This window comes from Niallia sp. XMNu-256 (assembly GCF_036670015.1).
Taxonomy (GTDB): domain Bacteria; phylum Bacillota; class Bacilli; order Bacillales; family Cytobacillaceae; genus Bacillus_BD.
Genome location: NZ_CP137636.1, coordinates 1,278,529 through 1,296,703, shown reverse-complemented (window position 1 = coordinate 1,296,703; position 18,175 = coordinate 1,278,529). Strand labels below are relative to the sequence as shown.

At 36.9% G+C, this 18,175-nt stretch carries 18 protein-coding genes and 1 pseudogene; 11 read left to right on the top strand and 8 right to left on the bottom strand.

All coding sequences use genetic code 11. The features are described 5' to 3' along the window. Positions 1–288: 288 nt before the first annotated feature. The 4 genes from R4Z10_RS06685 to R4Z10_RS06670 all read right to left on the bottom strand — a co-directional run bounded on the left by R4Z10_RS06685 (position 289) and on the right by R4Z10_RS06670 (position 6,097). A complete protein-coding gene (locus tag R4Z10_RS06685; protein ID WP_338473175.1) occupies positions 289–1,872 on the bottom strand; it encodes a 5'-nucleotidase C-terminal domain-containing protein in 1,584 nt (527 codons plus the stop codon). 149 nt (positions 1,873–2,021) lie between these two features. Next, positions 2,022–3,092 carry a GIY-YIG nuclease family protein gene (locus R4Z10_RS06680; RefSeq protein WP_338472426.1) on the bottom strand — a complete coding sequence of 357 codons (1,071 nt, stop codon included), beginning with the start codon at positions 3,090–3,092 and terminating at the stop codon, positions 2,022–2,024. Between the two features lie 316 nt (positions 3,093–3,408). Then, positions 3,409–3,783: a DUF1801 domain-containing protein gene (locus tag R4Z10_RS06675; RefSeq protein WP_338472425.1), complete on the bottom strand. Its 375-nt coding sequence runs from the start codon at positions 3,781–3,783 to the stop codon at positions 3,409–3,411. A 244-nt stretch (positions 3,784–4,027) separates the two neighbouring features. Further along, positions 4,028–6,097, bottom strand: coding sequence for a glycoside hydrolase family 3 N-terminal domain-containing protein (locus R4Z10_RS06670; protein ID WP_338472424.1), 2,070 nt, complete (start codon positions 6,095–6,097; stop codon positions 4,028–4,030). Positions 6,098–6,783: 686 nt separating this feature from the next. Here R4Z10_RS06670 and R4Z10_RS06665 point away from each other — a divergent pair. From R4Z10_RS06665 to R4Z10_RS06640, 6 genes are all read left to right on the top strand, one after another. Then, entirely contained in the window at positions 6,784–7,539 is a 756-nt protein-coding gene (locus R4Z10_RS06665; protein WP_338472423.1) for a threonine/serine exporter family protein, read from the top strand. Between the two features lie 12 nt (positions 7,540–7,551). Further along, positions 7,552–8,007: a threonine/serine exporter family protein gene (locus R4Z10_RS06660; protein WP_338472422.1), complete on the top strand. Its 456-nt coding sequence runs from the start codon at positions 7,552–7,554 to the stop codon at positions 8,005–8,007. A gap of 150 nt (positions 8,008–8,157) precedes the next feature. After that, entirely contained in the window at positions 8,158–8,397 is a 240-nt protein-coding gene (locus R4Z10_RS06655; RefSeq protein ID WP_338472421.1) for a DUF2249 domain-containing protein, read from the top strand. Positions 8,398–8,400: 3 nt separating this feature from the next. After that, positions 8,401–8,619, top strand: coding sequence for a DUF2249 domain-containing protein (locus R4Z10_RS06650; RefSeq protein ID WP_338472420.1), 219 nt, complete (start codon positions 8,401–8,403; stop codon positions 8,617–8,619). 2 nt (positions 8,620–8,621) lie between these two features. Then, positions 8,622–9,878 (top strand): hypothetical protein, encoded by a 1,257-nt coding sequence (locus R4Z10_RS06645; RefSeq protein WP_338472419.1) that lies wholly within the window; start codon positions 8,622–8,624, stop codon positions 9,876–9,878. Positions 9,879–9,887: 9 nt separating this feature from the next. Beyond that, on the top strand, positions 9,888–10,184 hold the full coding sequence (locus tag R4Z10_RS06640; protein WP_338473174.1) for an iron-sulfur cluster assembly protein: 297 nt from the start codon (positions 9,888–9,890) through the stop codon (positions 10,182–10,184). Positions 10,185–10,276: 92 nt separating this feature from the next. Here R4Z10_RS06640 and R4Z10_RS06635 read toward each other — a convergent pair whose 3' ends face one another. The 3 genes from R4Z10_RS06635 to R4Z10_RS06625 all read right to left on the bottom strand — a co-directional run bounded on the left by R4Z10_RS06635 (position 10,277) and on the right by R4Z10_RS06625 (position 12,231). Continuing rightward, positions 10,277–10,957: a DUF554 domain-containing protein gene (locus R4Z10_RS06635; protein ID WP_338472418.1), complete on the bottom strand. Its 681-nt coding sequence runs from the start codon at positions 10,955–10,957 to the stop codon at positions 10,277–10,279. Positions 10,958–11,011: 54 nt separating this feature from the next. After that, the gene (locus tag R4Z10_RS06630; protein ID WP_338472417.1) at positions 11,012–11,833 is read right to left on the bottom strand and encodes a MerR family transcriptional regulator; all 822 of its coding nucleotides are present in this window, start codon (positions 11,831–11,833) and stop codon (positions 11,012–11,014) included. Positions 11,834–12,015: 182 nt separating this feature from the next. Beyond that, positions 12,016–12,231, bottom strand: coding sequence for a hypothetical protein (locus tag R4Z10_RS06625; protein WP_338472416.1), 216 nt, complete (start codon positions 12,229–12,231; stop codon positions 12,016–12,018). Positions 12,232–12,446: 215 nt separating this feature from the next. On the opposite strand from R4Z10_RS06625, the gene R4Z10_RS06620 reads away from it, so the two are divergent. Then, on the top strand, positions 12,447–12,716 hold the full coding sequence (locus R4Z10_RS06620) for a hypothetical protein (protein WP_338472415.1): 270 nt from the start codon (positions 12,447–12,449) through the stop codon (positions 12,714–12,716). A gap of 423 nt (positions 12,717–13,139) precedes the next feature. Here R4Z10_RS06620 and R4Z10_RS06615 read toward each other — a convergent pair. After that, positions 13,140–14,114, bottom strand: a pseudogene (locus R4Z10_RS06615) (multicopper oxidase domain-containing protein); the annotation flags it as partial. A gap of 431 nt (positions 14,115–14,545) precedes the next feature. On the opposite strand from R4Z10_RS06615, the gene R4Z10_RS06610 reads away from it, so the two are divergent. From R4Z10_RS06610 to R4Z10_RS06595, 4 genes are all read left to right on the top strand, one after another. Continuing rightward, positions 14,546–15,475: an ATP-binding cassette domain-containing protein gene (locus tag R4Z10_RS06610; RefSeq protein ID WP_338472414.1), complete on the top strand. Its 930-nt coding sequence runs from the start codon at positions 14,546–14,548 to the stop codon at positions 15,473–15,475. A 1-nt stretch (position 15,476) separates the two neighbouring features. Beyond that, positions 15,477–16,589, top strand: coding sequence for an ABC transporter permease (locus tag R4Z10_RS06605; protein WP_338472413.1), 1,113 nt, complete (start codon positions 15,477–15,479; stop codon positions 16,587–16,589). 245 nt (positions 16,590–16,834) lie between these two features. Further along, complete coding sequence (locus R4Z10_RS06600) at positions 16,835–17,080, top strand: hypothetical protein (RefSeq protein WP_338472412.1); 246 nt, start codon at positions 16,835–16,837, stop codon at positions 17,078–17,080. 584 nt (positions 17,081–17,664) lie between these two features. Further along, the gene (locus R4Z10_RS06595) at positions 17,665–18,144 is read left to right on the top strand and encodes a flavin reductase family protein (RefSeq protein WP_338472411.1); all 480 of its coding nucleotides are present in this window, start codon (positions 17,665–17,667) and stop codon (positions 18,142–18,144) included. Positions 18,145–18,175 lie beyond the last annotated feature (31 nt).

Here is an 18,175-nt window from a genome sequence, read left to right as displayed (position 1 = left end):
TATTTATGGTAGAAATCATGTAGAGGTGTGTTCTTTTTAACTATAACATAAGAGTTTTCGAAAGAATATTAAAAATAGGTGTAGTCACAAATTTGTAAGTAATGACAAATCTAAACAAAATAAATCAGAGAACTACGTTAAATTTTATTATAATAGAAAAACCATTTCCATTGAAACTTAATATGTTCAACGTGCACAGACAGCAATTGAATTGGTAATCATTGTAGAAATGGAAGATTCGTTTATAATAGAAAAGCCAATCAACCATTTCATTGATTGGCTATCTATCTATCTTACTTCAATACGATTCAATTCCGGTTGAGAAATGGCTCCTTCATAATTTTTAATATACTCAACCAAAGCATCTAGATCTGTTGGACCCGTCACCACATTGGTCCCTTCTTTAAACACGGTGAACCCGTCTCCGCCAGTGGCTAAATAATTATTCACGGTCACACTGTAGAGTTTCTCAAGATTTAACTCATTTCCATTACTATCTGTGATTTCAACAATCCGTTGGCCGATTGGAGCGTCTTGATCCCATATGTAGCTAAAGCCTGAAATTGGCAGCATTCTTGGATAGCTTCCACTCCATTGTTGTTCCAATACATCCTTAATTTGTTGACCAGTCAAGTTCATCGTCACAAGGCTGTTTCCAAAAGGTTGAACCGTATAAGCTTCACCCCAAGTAATATCACCTTGATCCAAGTCTGCGCGAATTCCTCCTGGATTCATGAAAGCAAAATCAGTCCCCATTATGGCACGTTGGGAATCTGCGATCACATTACCAAGTGTAGATTCACCGCTTTCATCTTGAGCTCTCGTTAATGGATTAGAAGCTTGTCCAATCACTTCATTCACTAAAGGAGCAACTTGCTCACTATATGAATCGACCATTTCTTTGATCTCTTGATCTGGTTGAATTCCTTCATGATAGGTAGTTACAATTTCAGCTTCCTTTTTCACAATATCCTTTGTTTTTGGATCGATCAATAAATCGACATCAGAGAAAGCCGTTCCGTTTGCATAAGATTGAACGATTAGCTTATTATCAACAACTGTATTAGCATAGCCGTGATTATGAGCTCCATAAATGACATCAATTTCATCATCCACGTGATTTGCGATTTCTACGACATCTCCAGAGGGATTGGAGCCATCTTGATTAGAAGAAGCTGGGTTGTGAGCCAATACAACAATAGACTGGACACCTTGTTCCTTTAATTCCTGGGCTGTTTGATTAATCGCTTCGACTTCATCAATAAACTCAACACTTTCAATCCCGCTTGGAAGCACAATATTCTTCGTTTCCGTTGTCACAACCCCAATAAAACCGATTGGCATCCCATTTACTTTTTTAATTACATATGGGGGTAAGACCGGGTTACCGGTTTCTTTATCAACCACATTTGCTGCGGTAAAAGGAAAATCAGCGCCTTCGAAAAAACCAGTCTTGTCATGTTCTCCCCCATGTAATAGACGGTTTAATTCGTCTACTCCTTCATCAAATTCATGGTTTCCGAGTCCACCTACATCAACACCTAACTTATTGAAAAACTCAATGGTTGGCTCATCTTGGAGGAGAGAAGAAACAGGTGCACTCGCCCCGACCGCATCCCCGACAGTAACAAGTAATGTATTTTTATTATCCTGTTCATGCTTTTTCAAATAAGCTGCTAAATACTCCGCTCCACCTACTTGTTTTCCCCCAACTGTCCGGTAGACATCCAATTGTCCATGAAAGTCATTAATCGCTAATAACTGAACCGGAATATACCTATTCTCATAGTTTGCATGTTCTGGGGGTGCAGCAGAAACAGTTGTCCCAATAAGGGATAGGGATAAAACACAAGCTGGAATGATTTTCTTCATATGTATCATACTTATAACCTCCTAACCTATTAATTTAACAATATATTAATCGTGTTAATTAAAAAGGTTAGAAAGTTAAAGTTTATGTTAATAAAAATAGGTCATTTTTCTATATGCCAAAGGAATGACAAGGATGCCGGACCCCTTATCTACACAGAACAGATGAGATTGAATACAACCTGCTCAATCTTGTCTATCCTTTTAGTCTTGATCCATTGGTCAGGTATTATGAAACAGTCACTAGCATGGCTGTTAATATAGCGATATATAATGTTGGCCTCGTCGATTTCTTCTTTCCCAATCATCTTAGGACACTGTTCATTTATGGAAAAATAAGTCATAATCTCTGGTCCCATTTGATTAACTACCCTCTTCGGATCGTCTATTTCATAAACTTTCGAAAATAGAACTCGATTTCGTCTAATGAGAAAAAGCTTCACTCCGTTGTCACCAATCGATTCCACCATCACGATATTATTATTTTTCTCGGTAAATTGGATCGCTTTTTCTCTTTTTAATAAAAATTGGACACTTTCCATTCGATCCCTTATTTTAGCTGCCTCTTCAAAATCAAACCGATTGGAAGCCTGAATCATTTTTTCATTCATATCATCAAGAATGCTTTTATCCGTTCCCTGAAGCAAGCCTATGATTTTGTCAATGGTATGATGGTATTCTTCCAGAGCGTTCGTGTCAAAACACATTCCCATGCACAAGCCTAATGAGTAATTTAAACATGGACTGTTCTTGGAAGTTTTATGGTTGCACTCTAGTTTAAACATCTCTTTAAGTCCTTGAATCGCTTTTTCTGTACCCCCTTTACTTGAAAAAGGGCCAAAGTACAGATTGCTATCCCCCTGCTCAATATCATTGACTAACTCGATTCGGTGGCAACTTTTATCCATTTTGATTTTAATATAAGTATAAGACAGAGGATTCTTCATTAATCGATTATAAAGAGGTTGAATCTCTTTAATTAGCTTGCACTCTAGCATAAAGGCTTCAAATTCTGTGTCCGTTTGAATAATTTCGAAATCTTTTAAATGATGAACAAGCTTGATCACTTTATTTGAATGTTGAATGGATTGTTGAAAGTACGAGCTTACTCGGCTTTTTAGATTTTTAGATTTCCCGACATAGATGATATTACCGTGGGAATCTTTCATTAAATACACACCAGGGGTTGAGGGAAGTAGTTTGGCCTTTTCTTTTGGATTCAACAAAGTCGTCCCCTTCATTCTTTGATTTCTACTTTTTTTATTATACCTTACTGTTTTTCTAATGGATTGAGTTTTTTTAGCAAATAGAAAAAATGGAAAACAAGTAATAAGTAGTTTTGATAACGCGGATTAATAGTGAAAACAATAATCTAAACCGTTTTCGCACACTGAGTAATAGAATAATCAACAAGAAAAAGACCAACTATATTTAGCGGGTCTTAATATTTCCCAACAACTTATTCCGGCCATTGGTGTTCGTTGAAGAACTATTTTATCAGGCTTAACGGACAGTATACCCCCACTGATGAGTTTCACTCTATCTTCCCTGTGCCTTCTTTTTATTCTCTGCAACTCTGAATTTCACGATCTTAGTAATTAGTTCATTGGGCAAAGGCTCTGTTAAAGGAAAATGGATTGAACTTTTCGTTCCTTTATACTGTAACAATTCTTCTTTAAAAGCATGGATCCCGCTGGGAGTTGGATAGAACCCTATATGGTTCTTCCAAGCGGCAAAATATACTAAAGCTCCATTTAATGAATACGCTGGCATTTGATAGCTTATCTTTTCTTCAGCTTCGGGTGCGGCCTCTTTTATCATCACTCTTAATTTTTGAAGTACATCTTGAAGTTCGACGGGAAACTGCTCAATGTATTCATCCACTGTTTGAAATTTCACTTTGTTTTTGTCCATCATTTTATCCTTCCAAAATTGAATTAATATTTAGATTGACGTGGCTATTAGTATTATTAGCACCAAACCCACAAGGTGACAATATTTATTACCACTCAGTTATTTTCTATCTTTTTACCATGCTAATTTATATATATTCTAAGTGAAAACATTATTATATAAAAAAATAGCATACCAATTTTGATGCTAATTGATATGCTATTGCATTTTTATTTATAATACTTCTCCATCATATCGGAACTACTTATTGATCACCAAAATTGAACCATTTTTTCATTTTATCTAGAATGCCTGATCGTTCAGCTGATTCATTTCCGTAAGAGAGTCCGAACTTATAAGCAAAGGCATCTCCATTTTTATTACGATAGACATAGGAAGGATCTTCTCTGAATCCTGGAACGTCCCCAGCCTCTTTATCAATGGCCTCTTGACTAGCAGGCAATGTGAACGGCAGTTTTCCTGTAGGGTTAAATTTTCCACGAATCATATCGATTAATGCTTCTGGTTTCGTCCCAAAAGTAGCAACCACAGCAGCTGCGTTTGGTTCAATATTATTTAGTAAAAATGGACTTCTCAAATTGATTGCTGTAATCGTTGGAACCGTTTGTTGGATCCTATTGATCAGGTCTATTTCCGCTATTTCAGTTTCGGGTCCAATTAACAGCTGAGGGAATCTTTTTAATAAACTTTGCTTTGGCCTAACTAATATCAATGCATGAGTTGCTTCTTCCAGATTATCTACTATCGGGATGGCAGCATCATGAATTCGAATTTTTTCTTTTAACTTTTGTGTATTTTCTCCATTCTTTCCTCTAGGAAACACGTCAACAAAAAGCTTAACTTCTGCTAATTTTTCATCAGTTAAAGGCAATAAATCATTGTCATTACGTAATAATACAATGGACTTACGATGAGCTTCATCTGCACGCTCTTGGGAAGTTGGATTATTCACGACCTCAAGTGCTGTTTTTGGGTCTACGTAAGGGTTTTCAAATAAACCTAGTTTCATCATTTCGGTTAGTAAATAAGTAACCGAACGGTCGATTCTTTCTTCTTTTACTAAACCTTGATTCACAGCTTTAATGATCGGATCTGGATTGGCCACTCCCGAGAAAATATTCGTTCCTGCATTTAAAGCTTTTGCAAACCTTTCTTCTACAGGCAAATCTAATGCTCCCCAAGCTTTATCTATTACAGCGCTTGTATCCGAGTTAACATAACCAAGGAAGCCTAATTCTTTTCGCAAATAATCATCGATGAATGGTTTATTTAAAGCAAAACCTACCTCTTCAAATTGTTGTTCAGGGCTAAAATGTGGCAAGCCTTGTTCCGCACTTTGATTGCTAGGATACGCATAATAAGGCATAATCGATGTGGCATCAGCATCAATCGCTGCGCGAAATGGCGGGATATGGTATTTCACTAAACTGCCTTCTGTCGGATAAAGATTATATTGACCTTCTTCAAAATGAGGATCCTGCCCTTTCTTTCGTGCTCCTCCTCCTGGGAAATGTCTGACCGTCATCGTAACACTGTTTTCATTTAAAATATCACCTTGGAAGCCTTTGACAATTCTCCAAATAATGTCTGAAATGATTTGTGGGTCTTCCCCAAATGTTTCATCAATTCTAGGCCACAGTGGATCTGTTGAGACATCTGCAGAATAGCCATAAAGTTTACGAATCCCCACCGCACGATACTCTTTTGATGCGATTTGTGCAAAATTTGAAATGAGCTCTAAATCTCTCGTAGCCGTTAGACCCAATGGATCTGGCCAATATGAAAATTGCCCCGGCGCCTCTGGATCAGTGCCTGCTGGTATAGTCATAGATGCTGGATGGTTACGTGGATTCGAAATAATAACAACCGGAATACCTAATCGCGTATCTTCTGCCACTTCTTGAAGTTGGTTATTGTAGCTGGCAATCACATCCGCACTTAGCATTTCACGAAAGATAAAATAGCGAGTGTTCTGATCGATCATCTTATTCGGAAGAACTAATTTGCCTTCTTTAAACTGTGGAAATTCAGGAATCACCAGCAAGCCTGCCTTTTCCTTAAGTGTCATTTGTAAAACTAGATCCTTTACACGTTCTTCATCTGATAACTGCCAATTTTCATAAGCATCGAGCTTTCCATTGCCATTTAAATCTTTGAATTCCTTTCCATCTACTGTTATTTTTTCTTTGACTCGAAATTCTAATGGTGGAACAGGGTTGGCCCCCGTTTGCGCGTTAGCTGGGGGAACAAACAGTGAGAAGGTTAGAAGTACAGCTAAAACAGAAACTATCCTCCTCTTTCGTCTAAAAGTCATCATTTCCTTCCTTTCCATTTTTAATAAAATTTTTCTTTTACTACTTTACTATCTCTTTATCAAGAAAAATTTATCCAAAAAAGGAAAGAGATTTTTGGAAATCAGGCTCATAACAAAATTTTTATAGAAAGACCTATAGGCCTATGATTTTGTGAATTGTGAAGTATTTCACTGCTAAAAAAACTATATCTAATATAATAATAGTAAAATGATATTATTAGGGGGTTACAAAAAATGGATAATAAAAAATCCGATCGTCTAAAACCATTGCTTCAAGAATCCTTACAGCCAATTATTGAACGCCTCAATCGCATAGAAGAGGAAATAAAAGAATTAAAAAAATAAAAATAATAGAAATTTCGATTCCCAAAAGTGCTAGGCTTCATCCAAATGGATGAGGTCTAGCACTTTTTTCAAAGTAGTCAAAGATACAACAATGATGCCTACTAGGAACAAGGTAATTGGTCGTAGTAAATTTTCTTCTAATTAATCATTTATAATTCTCTCTTTCACTAAATGTAGGTCGATCCATCAAAAGCAAGAAAATCCTTCCCTTCTTGAATCTCATCTAGTTCCCTTACCCTAACGGAAATAGTCTATATTTTTTATATTCTAAACATGTATATTATCCCAAATAAGTTAAAGGATAAGAATATTCTTATGTTATTAAATGGAGTGGGTATCATTTGGACAAAGGATTGAATACGGATGAATTAGGAGAATTGTGTTTACTTGCCGGAAAAATTATGTTAGAAAGCGGAGCAGAGACATACCGAGTTCAAGATACCATGAAAAGAATTGCAGGTTCTTTTGGGATTAACTCCCCGAACAGTTATGTCACACCGACTGGAATAATATTTTCATTATGTGGAACGGAACAAACTAAATTAGCAGAAATAACAAAACGGTCTACGGATTTATACAAGGTTATTATCGTAAATAGTATTTCCAGGAAAATTAGTAATGGAGAAATCTCAGCAGAGGAGGCCTACTTCACTCTAAGAAAAATTGAGAAAAGAAATCTAAAGTACCCCCAATATGTAAAGATTATTGCGGCTTCCATTGTGAGCGGCTTCTCCCTCGCCATGTTTAATGGGGAATGGAATGACTTTATTCCCGCATTCCTCTCCGGTGGTGCAGGTTTTTTATGTGTGAGTTATATTGATCGTTTAGTAGATATTAAATTTTTTACCGAATTTTTAGCGGCTCTAGTCGTGGCGTTAATGTCCTGTATTTTCAATTATATTGGTTCTGGAGATGACCTTTCTAATATCATTGTCGCAAGTATTATGCCGCTAGTACCTGGTCTTCTGATTACGAACGCCGTAAGGGATTTAATGGCCGGGCATCTTGTTTCTGGATTAGCCAAAGGTGCAGAGGCAGCCTTGACCGCATTTGCCATTGGAGCTGGCGTAGCAATAATTATTTTACTTTTTAAATAGATCGAGGAATACATGGATATGATTATACATCTATTGACTACTTTCTTTGTTTCAGGGGCCTTTGCCGTAATATTTAATGTACCGGAAAAGAAAATCCTGCCATGTTGCATTGTTGGTATGGTAGGCAGACTTTTACACAGTTCGTTGATGAACCATGGTTATGATACTGTGCAAGCTACCTTAATCGCCTCAATTTCCATTGGCGTAATTAGCCAGATATTCTCGAAGATCTTTAAGACTCCTGTCATAGTTTTTAGCATTCCAGGTATCATTCCACTAGTACCTGGTGGCTTAGCCTTTGATGCAACAATCAATTTTGTTGAAAATCATTACAACGTTGGAATTCAGTTTGCCGTAAAAGCCATCATGACCGCAGGTTCCATTGCTGTTGGACTCGTTTTAGCGGAAGCGATCATGCAAATTTTACAATTTAGAAAGAATGCTCACTCACGTGGTCTTCAAGATTAAACTACCAAGCAGAACAACAGATTAGATGCTAGACGCCACCATGGTGCCTGGCATTTTTATATTCTATTTTTAAAGTGATAAATCTCACAACGAAAGGGGTTGATAATGTTTATCATTAAGTTAAATCCTAGATAAAAAGAGGCGATCTATATGGAAAACCAAAAATTTATTGAATTAGATGTTAGGGAAATTTTAGCACAGAAAGTCGATCCTTTTGATAAAATCATGGCTGCTGTTAAAGAGCTACAAGATGGGCAGCGACTTGTCCTTCATGCCCTCTTCAATCCCGCACCATTACACAAAGTCATGGAACGTAAGGGTTATACGAATACAGTAGAACAAATTGACAGCAAGCATTGGAAAGTAACTTACTCACCAAAGGAGGCTTAACCGATGAAAATTTTAGATAATCGAGGTCTAGAACCTCCACATCCGATGATGCGCACACTCAAAAGCCTAGAAAGCATGGAAAAGGGAGAACAATTAGCCATCATTAATGACCGTCGTCCGATGTTTTTATATGAAGAACTGGACGAAATGGGGTATTCCCATGAAACGGAAGCTCAAGAGGATGGCAGCTTCAAAATTACAATTACAAAGACAGGTGATTAATCATGCCTGGTTCAAATATGAAAAGTGATACAAACGTTAAACTGCCTTTAAGCTTTATCGTATTTGCCCTAATTGCCTTCGCGGCCTCGCAAATCATTCTATTTTTCAACAGCAGTGAATTACTAGAAGGAATGTTCCGCATTCCGAAGGTTTGGATGTCTGCTCACTTCTTATTATTAGGGTTTGCAGTCATGACGGCAATGGGCGCAATGTATCAATTAATTCCAGTTACCTTTTTAACCTCCATTTGGAACCAAAGACTTGGTTTTGTTCAGTTTTTTATTACAGCAATTGGATTGACTTCGTTTGCAATCTTGTTAGGATATCGCACGAATATCGCTGTTTATGGCGGTGCCCTAGTCGTTATTGGCATCTTGATCTTTATTTTTCAAATGGCCAAGACGATAGCGAAGTTAGAAAAAGCAAGCACAATGGCTGCATTTGTGATTTCTGCATTGGCTTGTTTACTTCTTACCATTACAGCCGGCTTCTTGCTCGCATGGAATTTGGCCTTTGGTGAATTATTTGATCATGTATCAATATTACTGTCTCATATGACACTCGGGCTTGCCGGTTGGTTTACCTTATTAATCATGGGCCTTTCTTATAAAATGGTTCCCATGTTCAGTCTGTCACATGGGTTTACCAACAAATGGGCCGATCCGGCTTTTTACACCTATTTAACAGGGTTGGCGGTTACGATTATTTCTTATTGGGTTACTATCCCAAGCCTTCGTGCGGTCGGTCTTCTCCTATTATTTTTAGGATACGGTTTCTTTGCCCTTGACATGAAGGAAGTTTTATCGAAACTGGTGAAGAAAAAATTAGACAAACCGTTTTCATTTTCAATCACAGCGATTTGGAATGGCTTAATCATGCACTTTGTTGCTTTGCTTGCTGGAATATCCAATTTGAATTCGGAAAATGTCTGGGGATGGATTATCTATCTTTATATGATGACATGGATTATTTTCAGCATGTTGGGCTATTTATATAAAATTGTTCCATTTCTCTATTGGACACATAAATACTCTGAAAAAGTTGGAAAAGAAAAGGTACCCACGTTAAAAGAAATGATGAATGAAAAATTAGGCGCTGTTCTTTATCGTCCTTTTCACGATCAGCATTTTTGGGATGATCGTCAGTGTAGCCTTCGCAAGTGGCATTGCTTTATATATTTTCTTAGGGGTCCAAGCGCTCGCATCCATTATCTTTGCAATTTCAATTATTCGCGTGTTATTAAAATAAAAAGGAAGTGACTTTTGATCATGACATTAAAAGAACAAGTTTCAGGAGCTTTATATGAAGTATACGATCCTGAACTAGGGATTAATATTATGGACTTGGGTCTTGTATACGACATTGATATCGATGAGGATAAAAATGTAGTTGTCACAATGACACTGACAACACCTGGCTGCCCGATGCACGACAGTATTAGCACGGGGGTGGAAAACCGCGTTCGATTTATTGATGAAGTTGAAAATGTTGAAGTCAAAATCGTATGGGAACCTCAATGGGATCCTAGTAAAATGAGTGACCATGCAAAAGAATTGTTGTGGTAAAAATATGGAGTTACAATGCTAAAAACGTCAAATTCCTCTTCGAACCGAGAGATTTGACGTTTTTTTATTTTCCTATATATACATACCGATTCTTAGCCAAACAAAGCTACCCCAATAAACCAAAGCACAGGGATAAGTAACGCTGGTAACATATTTAAGGATTTCGTATCTTTAATTCCTAAAATTGATAATCCTGAACTTAAAATTAAAATTCCACCAACAATCGATACTTCCGTCATTAACGCATTCGTTAGAAATGGTTCTACGTATTGAGCGCACAAATATATCGACGTCTGCCAAACAAATAACACAACAGCTGCAAAGGCAATTCCAAAACCATAAGTTGCTGCTAATGCCATTGATGTCACCAAGTCTAATGTGGCATTTGTAAACAAATATGTATGATTATTATTGAGTGCACTTTCTACCGGACCTAAGATCGATAAAGTCCCAATACAAAACAGTAAAATCCCGGTTGATAATCCTTTACTTAAATCAGATTGTGAAAATAGACTTACTAGTTTTTGAAATTGGGCATCGATATCAACAATGGTTCCCACTAAGCCACCAATCGCCAAACTTACAATAAAAAGTACTGGATATACACTGTTTGGCATGTTTTGCACAACCGCGTTAACTCCGAGCGCAACAGCCGCAAACCCCATCGCTGTAAATAAAGCAGATTGATACTCTTCTTTAATCCCTTTCTTTAAAAAGGCACCCACTGCACTTCCAATTATAATCGCTAATGTATTTACTATTGTGCCAATCATGTTGTCACCTCACTTCCTCTTCCAAACACTTTAAACCTTCAAGTAACTTGAAGGTCAAGAATTTTTTACAGGAATTTGGATTTCGGTGACAAATTCATTCGCATTAGTGGATAAACCATAATCAATGTACGTTACTTCAACTGAGTCACCTATGATTCCATAATGCTTTTGCTTGATATATTGAATAAGCTGTTCATAATACGTACTGGCATCCACATGTGTCCCCTGAAAGCGCAAGGTAACATAAAGCCCCTCTGGGATTTCTTCTTTTACAGATTCTTCGGCCACCTCATTTTCTACTAATAAAAAGATGGCATCATAAGAGTCGAATTGGTATTGCTCCATTTTTTGCTGTGAAATCGACATGCCAATTTTTCCTAAAAACACTGCTGATTGTAATTTCGAACTATTTTCTAGCATCCGAATAAACAGTTCTAAATCTGCGCCACTTGGAATGGTTTCTCGTAATACAACGATTTCTCGAGATGAGAAGAATTTCTCTTGAATGACACCGATATGCTGTGGCGTAAGTGCATCCTCAATTTGAAGGATCCGATTATTGATTTTCTGTTCAATTTCTTCTAATTCTCTAATTTTATGACGTGTAATTTCCCGTTGAGCTTGTAGTTGTTCTAATAAATAAACGGGATCACGATTGTCAACAAAGGTTTGAATTTCCTGTAGTGAAAGGCCAAGTGTCTGTAAATATTTAATCGTATTGAGCTGTTCAAAGTGTGCAGTTGAAAAGTATCGGTAGCCTGTCTCGGGATCTACATAAGTCGGTTTCAGTAAACCAATGTCGCAATAATAACGAATCGCACTGCTTTTTATACGAAACAGTCTCGATACTTCCCCAATGGTAAAAACGTCTTTCATGTTGGTTCCCTTTCTAATTACTCTCGTTCTGTCAAAGAATTTTTAACACTGAAATATCGATTGATGAATCCCTCCTAGCTTTACTTTTCCAAATAATCCCAAATTAGTTTAACACAGGTTTATTCATATTTTTACTCGTATGTTATTAACATGTATCCCTTTGATAAATAAGAGTTACTCTTTTATTTCTTATCAATGCGTGAATGTCTTTTATCGGCCGCTATAGCAATAAATATAAAAGCAATCCCCCAAATCATACCTCCTACAGCCATCGTAATCCAATTATCAATCGAGAACACCAGTGATAACAAGAATAACAATAAACCACTACCTAATATTAAAGATAAACCTATTATAAATGCCACCTTTTCAGGTAATGCTTTCATTTTAACTAACATTTTTCTCCTCCTTATATAAAGTGAAACTTCCATTAGTAATGAACCTTACTGTCCGTTAAGCCTGATAAATATCCTTTTATATTATCCTATCACAAGGTAAAGGAGCTTTTGTGAGAATTATATGTTAAAATTAATTTGCAGATAGTTAAATAATATTTTTATAACAACCAAGCATTAACGCTTAAAAAAAGTATTAAAGATTAGGAGGAGTTTATTTGGGAAAAGAACATATTAAGGGATTAAGCATTTTTTCTGCCATATTAACAATCGCAGGACTCGTATTCATGTTCTCAAGTGTTTCCTTTGGTACTTTACTAGGGGATTCTTGGTTACTGAATCTAGAAGGCGGTATGGCTGATACAAGTAAATACAACATGATTGTTAAAACTTTTATTAACAACTTCGTCATTATAGGTAGTATATTGTTTGGTACTGGTATACTGACAGGTGTGTTTACTTACTTTACCATCCATACTATTCACTAAAAGGGAGAACACAGATCTGGGCTAATCTATTCTTCAATAATAGGTAATAGAGTATATACTTAAAAACGCCCAGTTCAAAACCGAGCGTTTTTTTATTTTTTATATAACAACCAAAGTTGCAGTCATTTGTTGATGACCATGGCCACAGTATACATTGCAATGAATGTTATATTTACCAGGCTTGTCGGGAATAAATGTTGCTTTCCCCTGTCCCTGAATGTTTACATCAAATTCATCAATTGATAATTCATGGTATCCTTCTGTACTTGAGAAAGAAATCGTTACTTCCTCTCCTGCTTTCACAACATATTCCTTTTCATTGTAATCAAAATTTGTTCCTTTTACCTTCAAGCGATTGCTTGTCTCGGCTTCCGTTTGAACCGGTTTTTCTGAAATTTCACCTGAATAGGCGATGATTTTTCCGCTTGCCCCTTTTTGTGCATGTTTCAGTTGGTGTGTAATGAATTTATATTCGCCCTCTTCTTTTAACGTAAATTCAACGACCGCTCCACCGCTTGCTGGAAGCTGAACTGTCTGCATTCCTTGTAAATGATTCGCTGGGTTTCCATCAATATAAACATCATCAAATATCGATCCGATTACATGAAAACTTGATAACTCATTAGGTCCGACATTGGCTAAATAGAAACGAATTTTCTCCCCCGTTTTTACTTGGAATGGCTCATTCACTATGGCTCCCACTGTTCCATTCGTATTGTTTTGTTCCTCATGTAAAGCTTTTGTTGAAAATACAACCGCTGTGGGCTCTTCATTTGTCATATTGTCAATATCATTGTACTGATACCATTTGTTTTGAATGACTACAAACTCGCGGTCAACTTCATCATCCGTCGGATAACCATCATTAGGCTTTACAATGATGACCCCGTGCATTCCGTTTGCAACATGCAAAAGAACTGGAGCCGTTCCGCAATGGTACATAAACACACCAGGACTTGAAGCTTGGTAGACAAAGGTTCCAGTTTCATTTGGTTTCACATCAGAAAACTTCTTGTCTGGCGCTGCATGTACGGCATGAAAATCCATGCTGTGATCCATAGCCGGATCCATATTTTCAAGCGTAAAATGAATGGTATCCCCTTCATTTACGACAATCACCGGTCCTGGTGCCTCGCCATTAAAGGTCCAAGCTTTGTAAGGAACCCCATCGTTAATCTCAATATCTGTAATTTGTGCATTCATTTTGACATAAACGTCACTTCCAGTCCGCTTCATCTCCAGAGGTACAGGCTTCTGATTTAATTCTTGATGTTCGGGAATGATTCCTGATTGGGCCACAACCGTTGCTCGTTTCTCATCGATTCCCAAAACTATTAAAACAATTATAATCACGACCCAAAATAATATAAAAATGGGCAATTTAAATCTTTGAAACATCCTTATCACCCCATCGTTCATAAAATCATGAGGACAAACGTCTACTCCTCTATTATTAGTATAAGATTTTTTAACGCATCTAATTGTGATGAATATCACTCTTGAAGTTGGCTGAAAGAGAGTTTTAGTGCATACGAGGATTATTAAATTATACGACTCTTCTCACAAGGAAATTATATTGCCATACAAGTTGGGATGGTACATAGCATCTTTTACAAAAAACAGGGATGAATCCATTCCCCCAGTAATACAATGATTGATGGATAGAAAGATATATAGCTAATTTCCTATTTGTAAACTTTTACACTTTGAAACAGTCTTTTATCGAATACCATCATTTCTAGAAAACCCAACATTAGTATTGCAACATCCTATTTTACTAAAAGTCAATATTCCCTGCTAAAAAAATGGTTATGAAAGTGAGGTTTATTATGTCTGTTCTAGAAGTCAAACATTTGCAAAAGTCTTTCGGTACCATTCGTGCTGTTCAGGACATTAGTTTTTCGGTTGATGGTGGTGAGGTATTTACCATCATTGGACCGAATGGTGCAGGAAAAACAACCACCCTTGAAATGATTGAAGGATTGGTTACACCTGATCAGGGCGAGATCAACTATGGGGAATTGAACTGGATTCGTAACGGAGCGACAATAAAAAAGATGATTGGAGTACAGCCACAATCAAGCGCAATGTTTGACTTATTAACACCTAAAGAAAATTTAAATCTGTTTGCTACGTTTTATAACCAGTCAAGACCAACAGAAGAAATACTGGAATTAATCAATCTAAACGACCATCGGAATAACCATGTGAAGAAACTTTCTGGCGGTCAGCGGCAACGGCTTGCGATTGGCCTAGCAATGATCAGTGATCCTGACATTCTCTTTCTAGATGAACCTACAACAGGATTGGATCCTCAAGCACGACGAAATATCTGGGACATTATTTTAGAATTAAAGCATCTCGGGAAAACCATCATTTTAACCACCCATTATATGGAAGAAGCTGAGATATTAAGCGACCGCGTTTGTATCATTGACCAGGGTCTCATCGTAGCCATTGATTCGCCAACCGCTCTTATTGAGGGGTTAACGAAAGAAAGAGAAATTCGGTTATCTTTTATTGAAAGTCAAAAAGCAGCTATCGAGGGAGAATTATTTTTACAAGAACTCGCTTCTGTTACAAGAACAGAGCGAAATGATACTTTATTAAAGATTTGGACCCTACACCCTGAGGATACCCTTTATGATTTGTTCAAATTTACGAAAGAAAACGAATATGAAGTCGAACAGATTTCCATCCGTGAGAAAAGCTTAGAAGATGTCTTTATCTCCTTAACCGGAAAGGAATGGAGGGACTAAGGTGAAACAGTTTAAACAAATGTTTCTCACTCAATTAAAACTAACCCTTCGTGAAAAACAAGCCTGGTTTTGGGGAATCTTCTTTCCTGTTATTTTAATGTCGATATTCATGGTTATTTTCACGGGAGAATCAAACGAGGAATTTGAAACAAGCGTTGCAATTGTCAAACAAAATCCGAGCGAAACCTCTGATAACCTATTAGCCCAACTCGAACAAATACCTGGAATCGAGATTAGATCAGAACAACCCGTTGATGAAGAGATTGCTACCCAATGGGTAGAAGAACAAGAAGTCGATGCTGCGATTGTATTGCCTGATTTGGAGAATGCAAGATCAATCGAACTGATCGTTAATAAAGAAAATGAACAAAGTATGACTACACAAATTATCGCCGGAATCTTAGATCAATTTGTGCAACAAGCCAATTTACAGGAAGCTGGAGCTACCCCCATCTACGAGCTCCAATTTACTTCGATTACAGCTGGAAATGCTGCACTGGACTACACCGATTTTCTCCTAACGGGAATGATTGCCTTATCGATTGCGCAAGGTGGTATGTTTGGAATGGTAGACCTTGTGGAAATGCGGAGAAAAGGGTTAATTAAAAGGCTACGCATGACACCTGCCAATATGGGGATCTTTGGATTAAGCGATATGATTATGCGGCTGCTATTTAGCATTATTCAGCTTATTCTCTTGTCCCTAATCGGTGTATTTGTTTTTGGGGCGAGCCTCTATCTCAATTTCCTAAGTTTAATGGTTGTCTTTCTCGTAGGTGCACTCTCCTTTAATGCCTTAGGATATTTTATTTCTTCTTTGAGCAAGACAACAGAGGCATATATGGGAGTAGCTAATATTACAAGCTTTATTATGATGTTTCTAAGCGGTGTATTTTTTCCGATTGATTCCATGCCAGACTGGCTTCAACCCGTATCCAATATTCTTCCACTTACTTATTTTGCCGAAGGTTTACGGAACAGCATGGTCTATGATACAAGCATTTTCACTAGTTCCATTTGGTTCGGAATAGGCAATATGATCATTTGGGGTGCTATTACCTTCATTCTTGGCTCCTTGTTCTATAAAAGAAAATCGATTGTGTCAACAAGGTAAAACATGGAGTCCTTTTGTTTCTCTATACTTTTTACTAGGTGCTAGGTAAAATCCAACTTGGATCATGCCTAGCACCTTATTTAATAAAACGAAAAACACTACTCCACATCGATCCGACCAAATATTTTTACTAACATTGTAAATAATATAATTGTTCATTATTAAAAAGAAGGCATCATCTTTTTAGTAGCCCTGTTTTCAATTCCCTATCTACATTACAAAATTTATTAAAAAGGAGCTATGAAATGTCAAAATTAGAACCAGTAGATTATGAAACAGGAACGATGATTCGTGATTATGACATCATTGACATTAACCCCACCCCACTCGGTTATGAGGTAATGCTTGACGTTAACCTTGACAGCGGTTATTCCCTCTCCCGTACTAAGTTGGAAATAACTCATGAAGATTTAGCTGGTTATGAAACGAATAATGTAGAAGAAGCCATTAAATGTGCGCTTGGATTCTTCGAACAACAGTCACTGGATTGAAAAGAAAAAGGTAAATAGCGGGACGATTCCCCGTTTCCCTGTTGTATTTCTAGGGAAGCCGGGAATCGTCCCTTTTTAAAAACAAGTGAAAGAACATCCTCCTTTTTCCTTACTCCTTCTAATGTCAGCTGACATATTTTTGCTCAAACAAAAAAAACCCTCCCTATCTTTCATTTACTTGAACTTCTCCATCACTTTTCCAACTTTCTAATAGAATTTAGTATAGAAAATACTAATTTTGATGAAAAAGACATTAAAATTCGAAATACTTTGTGTCTATTATGTGAGCGGAAAATTCAATATTATTAAGTTACTGAAAGCGCTTCAAATTCATAATTTATAAAATATAACAATTAAGATACCGAATATTTAAATAATAGGGAGATATTTTGACGATTGAACCCCATATGACGACTTCATTATATGAAGATGCCATCGATGCTTATGGACAAAATCTCTTTGGCTACTCGACAAAAGTTGTAAAAGGTTAATATTTTAGTGATGTTTCAGATTGCTAGTTGATCTGAAACACCCTTTAAAATATATAAAAATTAATTTTAATAAAAGAATTTGGAGGAGAAAAAATGGATGATCGTCAATTTCGAAATGCAATGGGGAAATTTGCTACAGGAGTAACCGTAATCGCAACAGAAGTAGAGGATGGAGTACATGGTATGACGGCTAATGCGTTCATGTCCGTATCACTTGATCCTAAACTGGTTGTCATTTCGATAGGTGAAAAGGCTAGAATGCTAAATTTAATAAAAGAAAGCAATACCTTTTCAGTTAATATTCTAGCAGCCGATCAACAAGAAGTTTCAATGATTTTTGCCGGACAACTAAAAGACCGGGAAGTTGAGTTTGATCGACTAGATGGCAAACCAGTTGTACCTGGAGCTGTTGCACAAATTGCTTGTGAAGTATCAGCCGTACATGTTGAAGGCGATCATACATTGTTTATTGGCAAAGTAACAGATATTCACTTAGAGGATGCAGAACCGCTTATTTTTTACAGTGGACGTTATCGCTCCTTAGTAGAAGAACAATCAGCTGTTACTCAATAAAATGAATCTTCCAACAGTGGGGGTTCTTTCA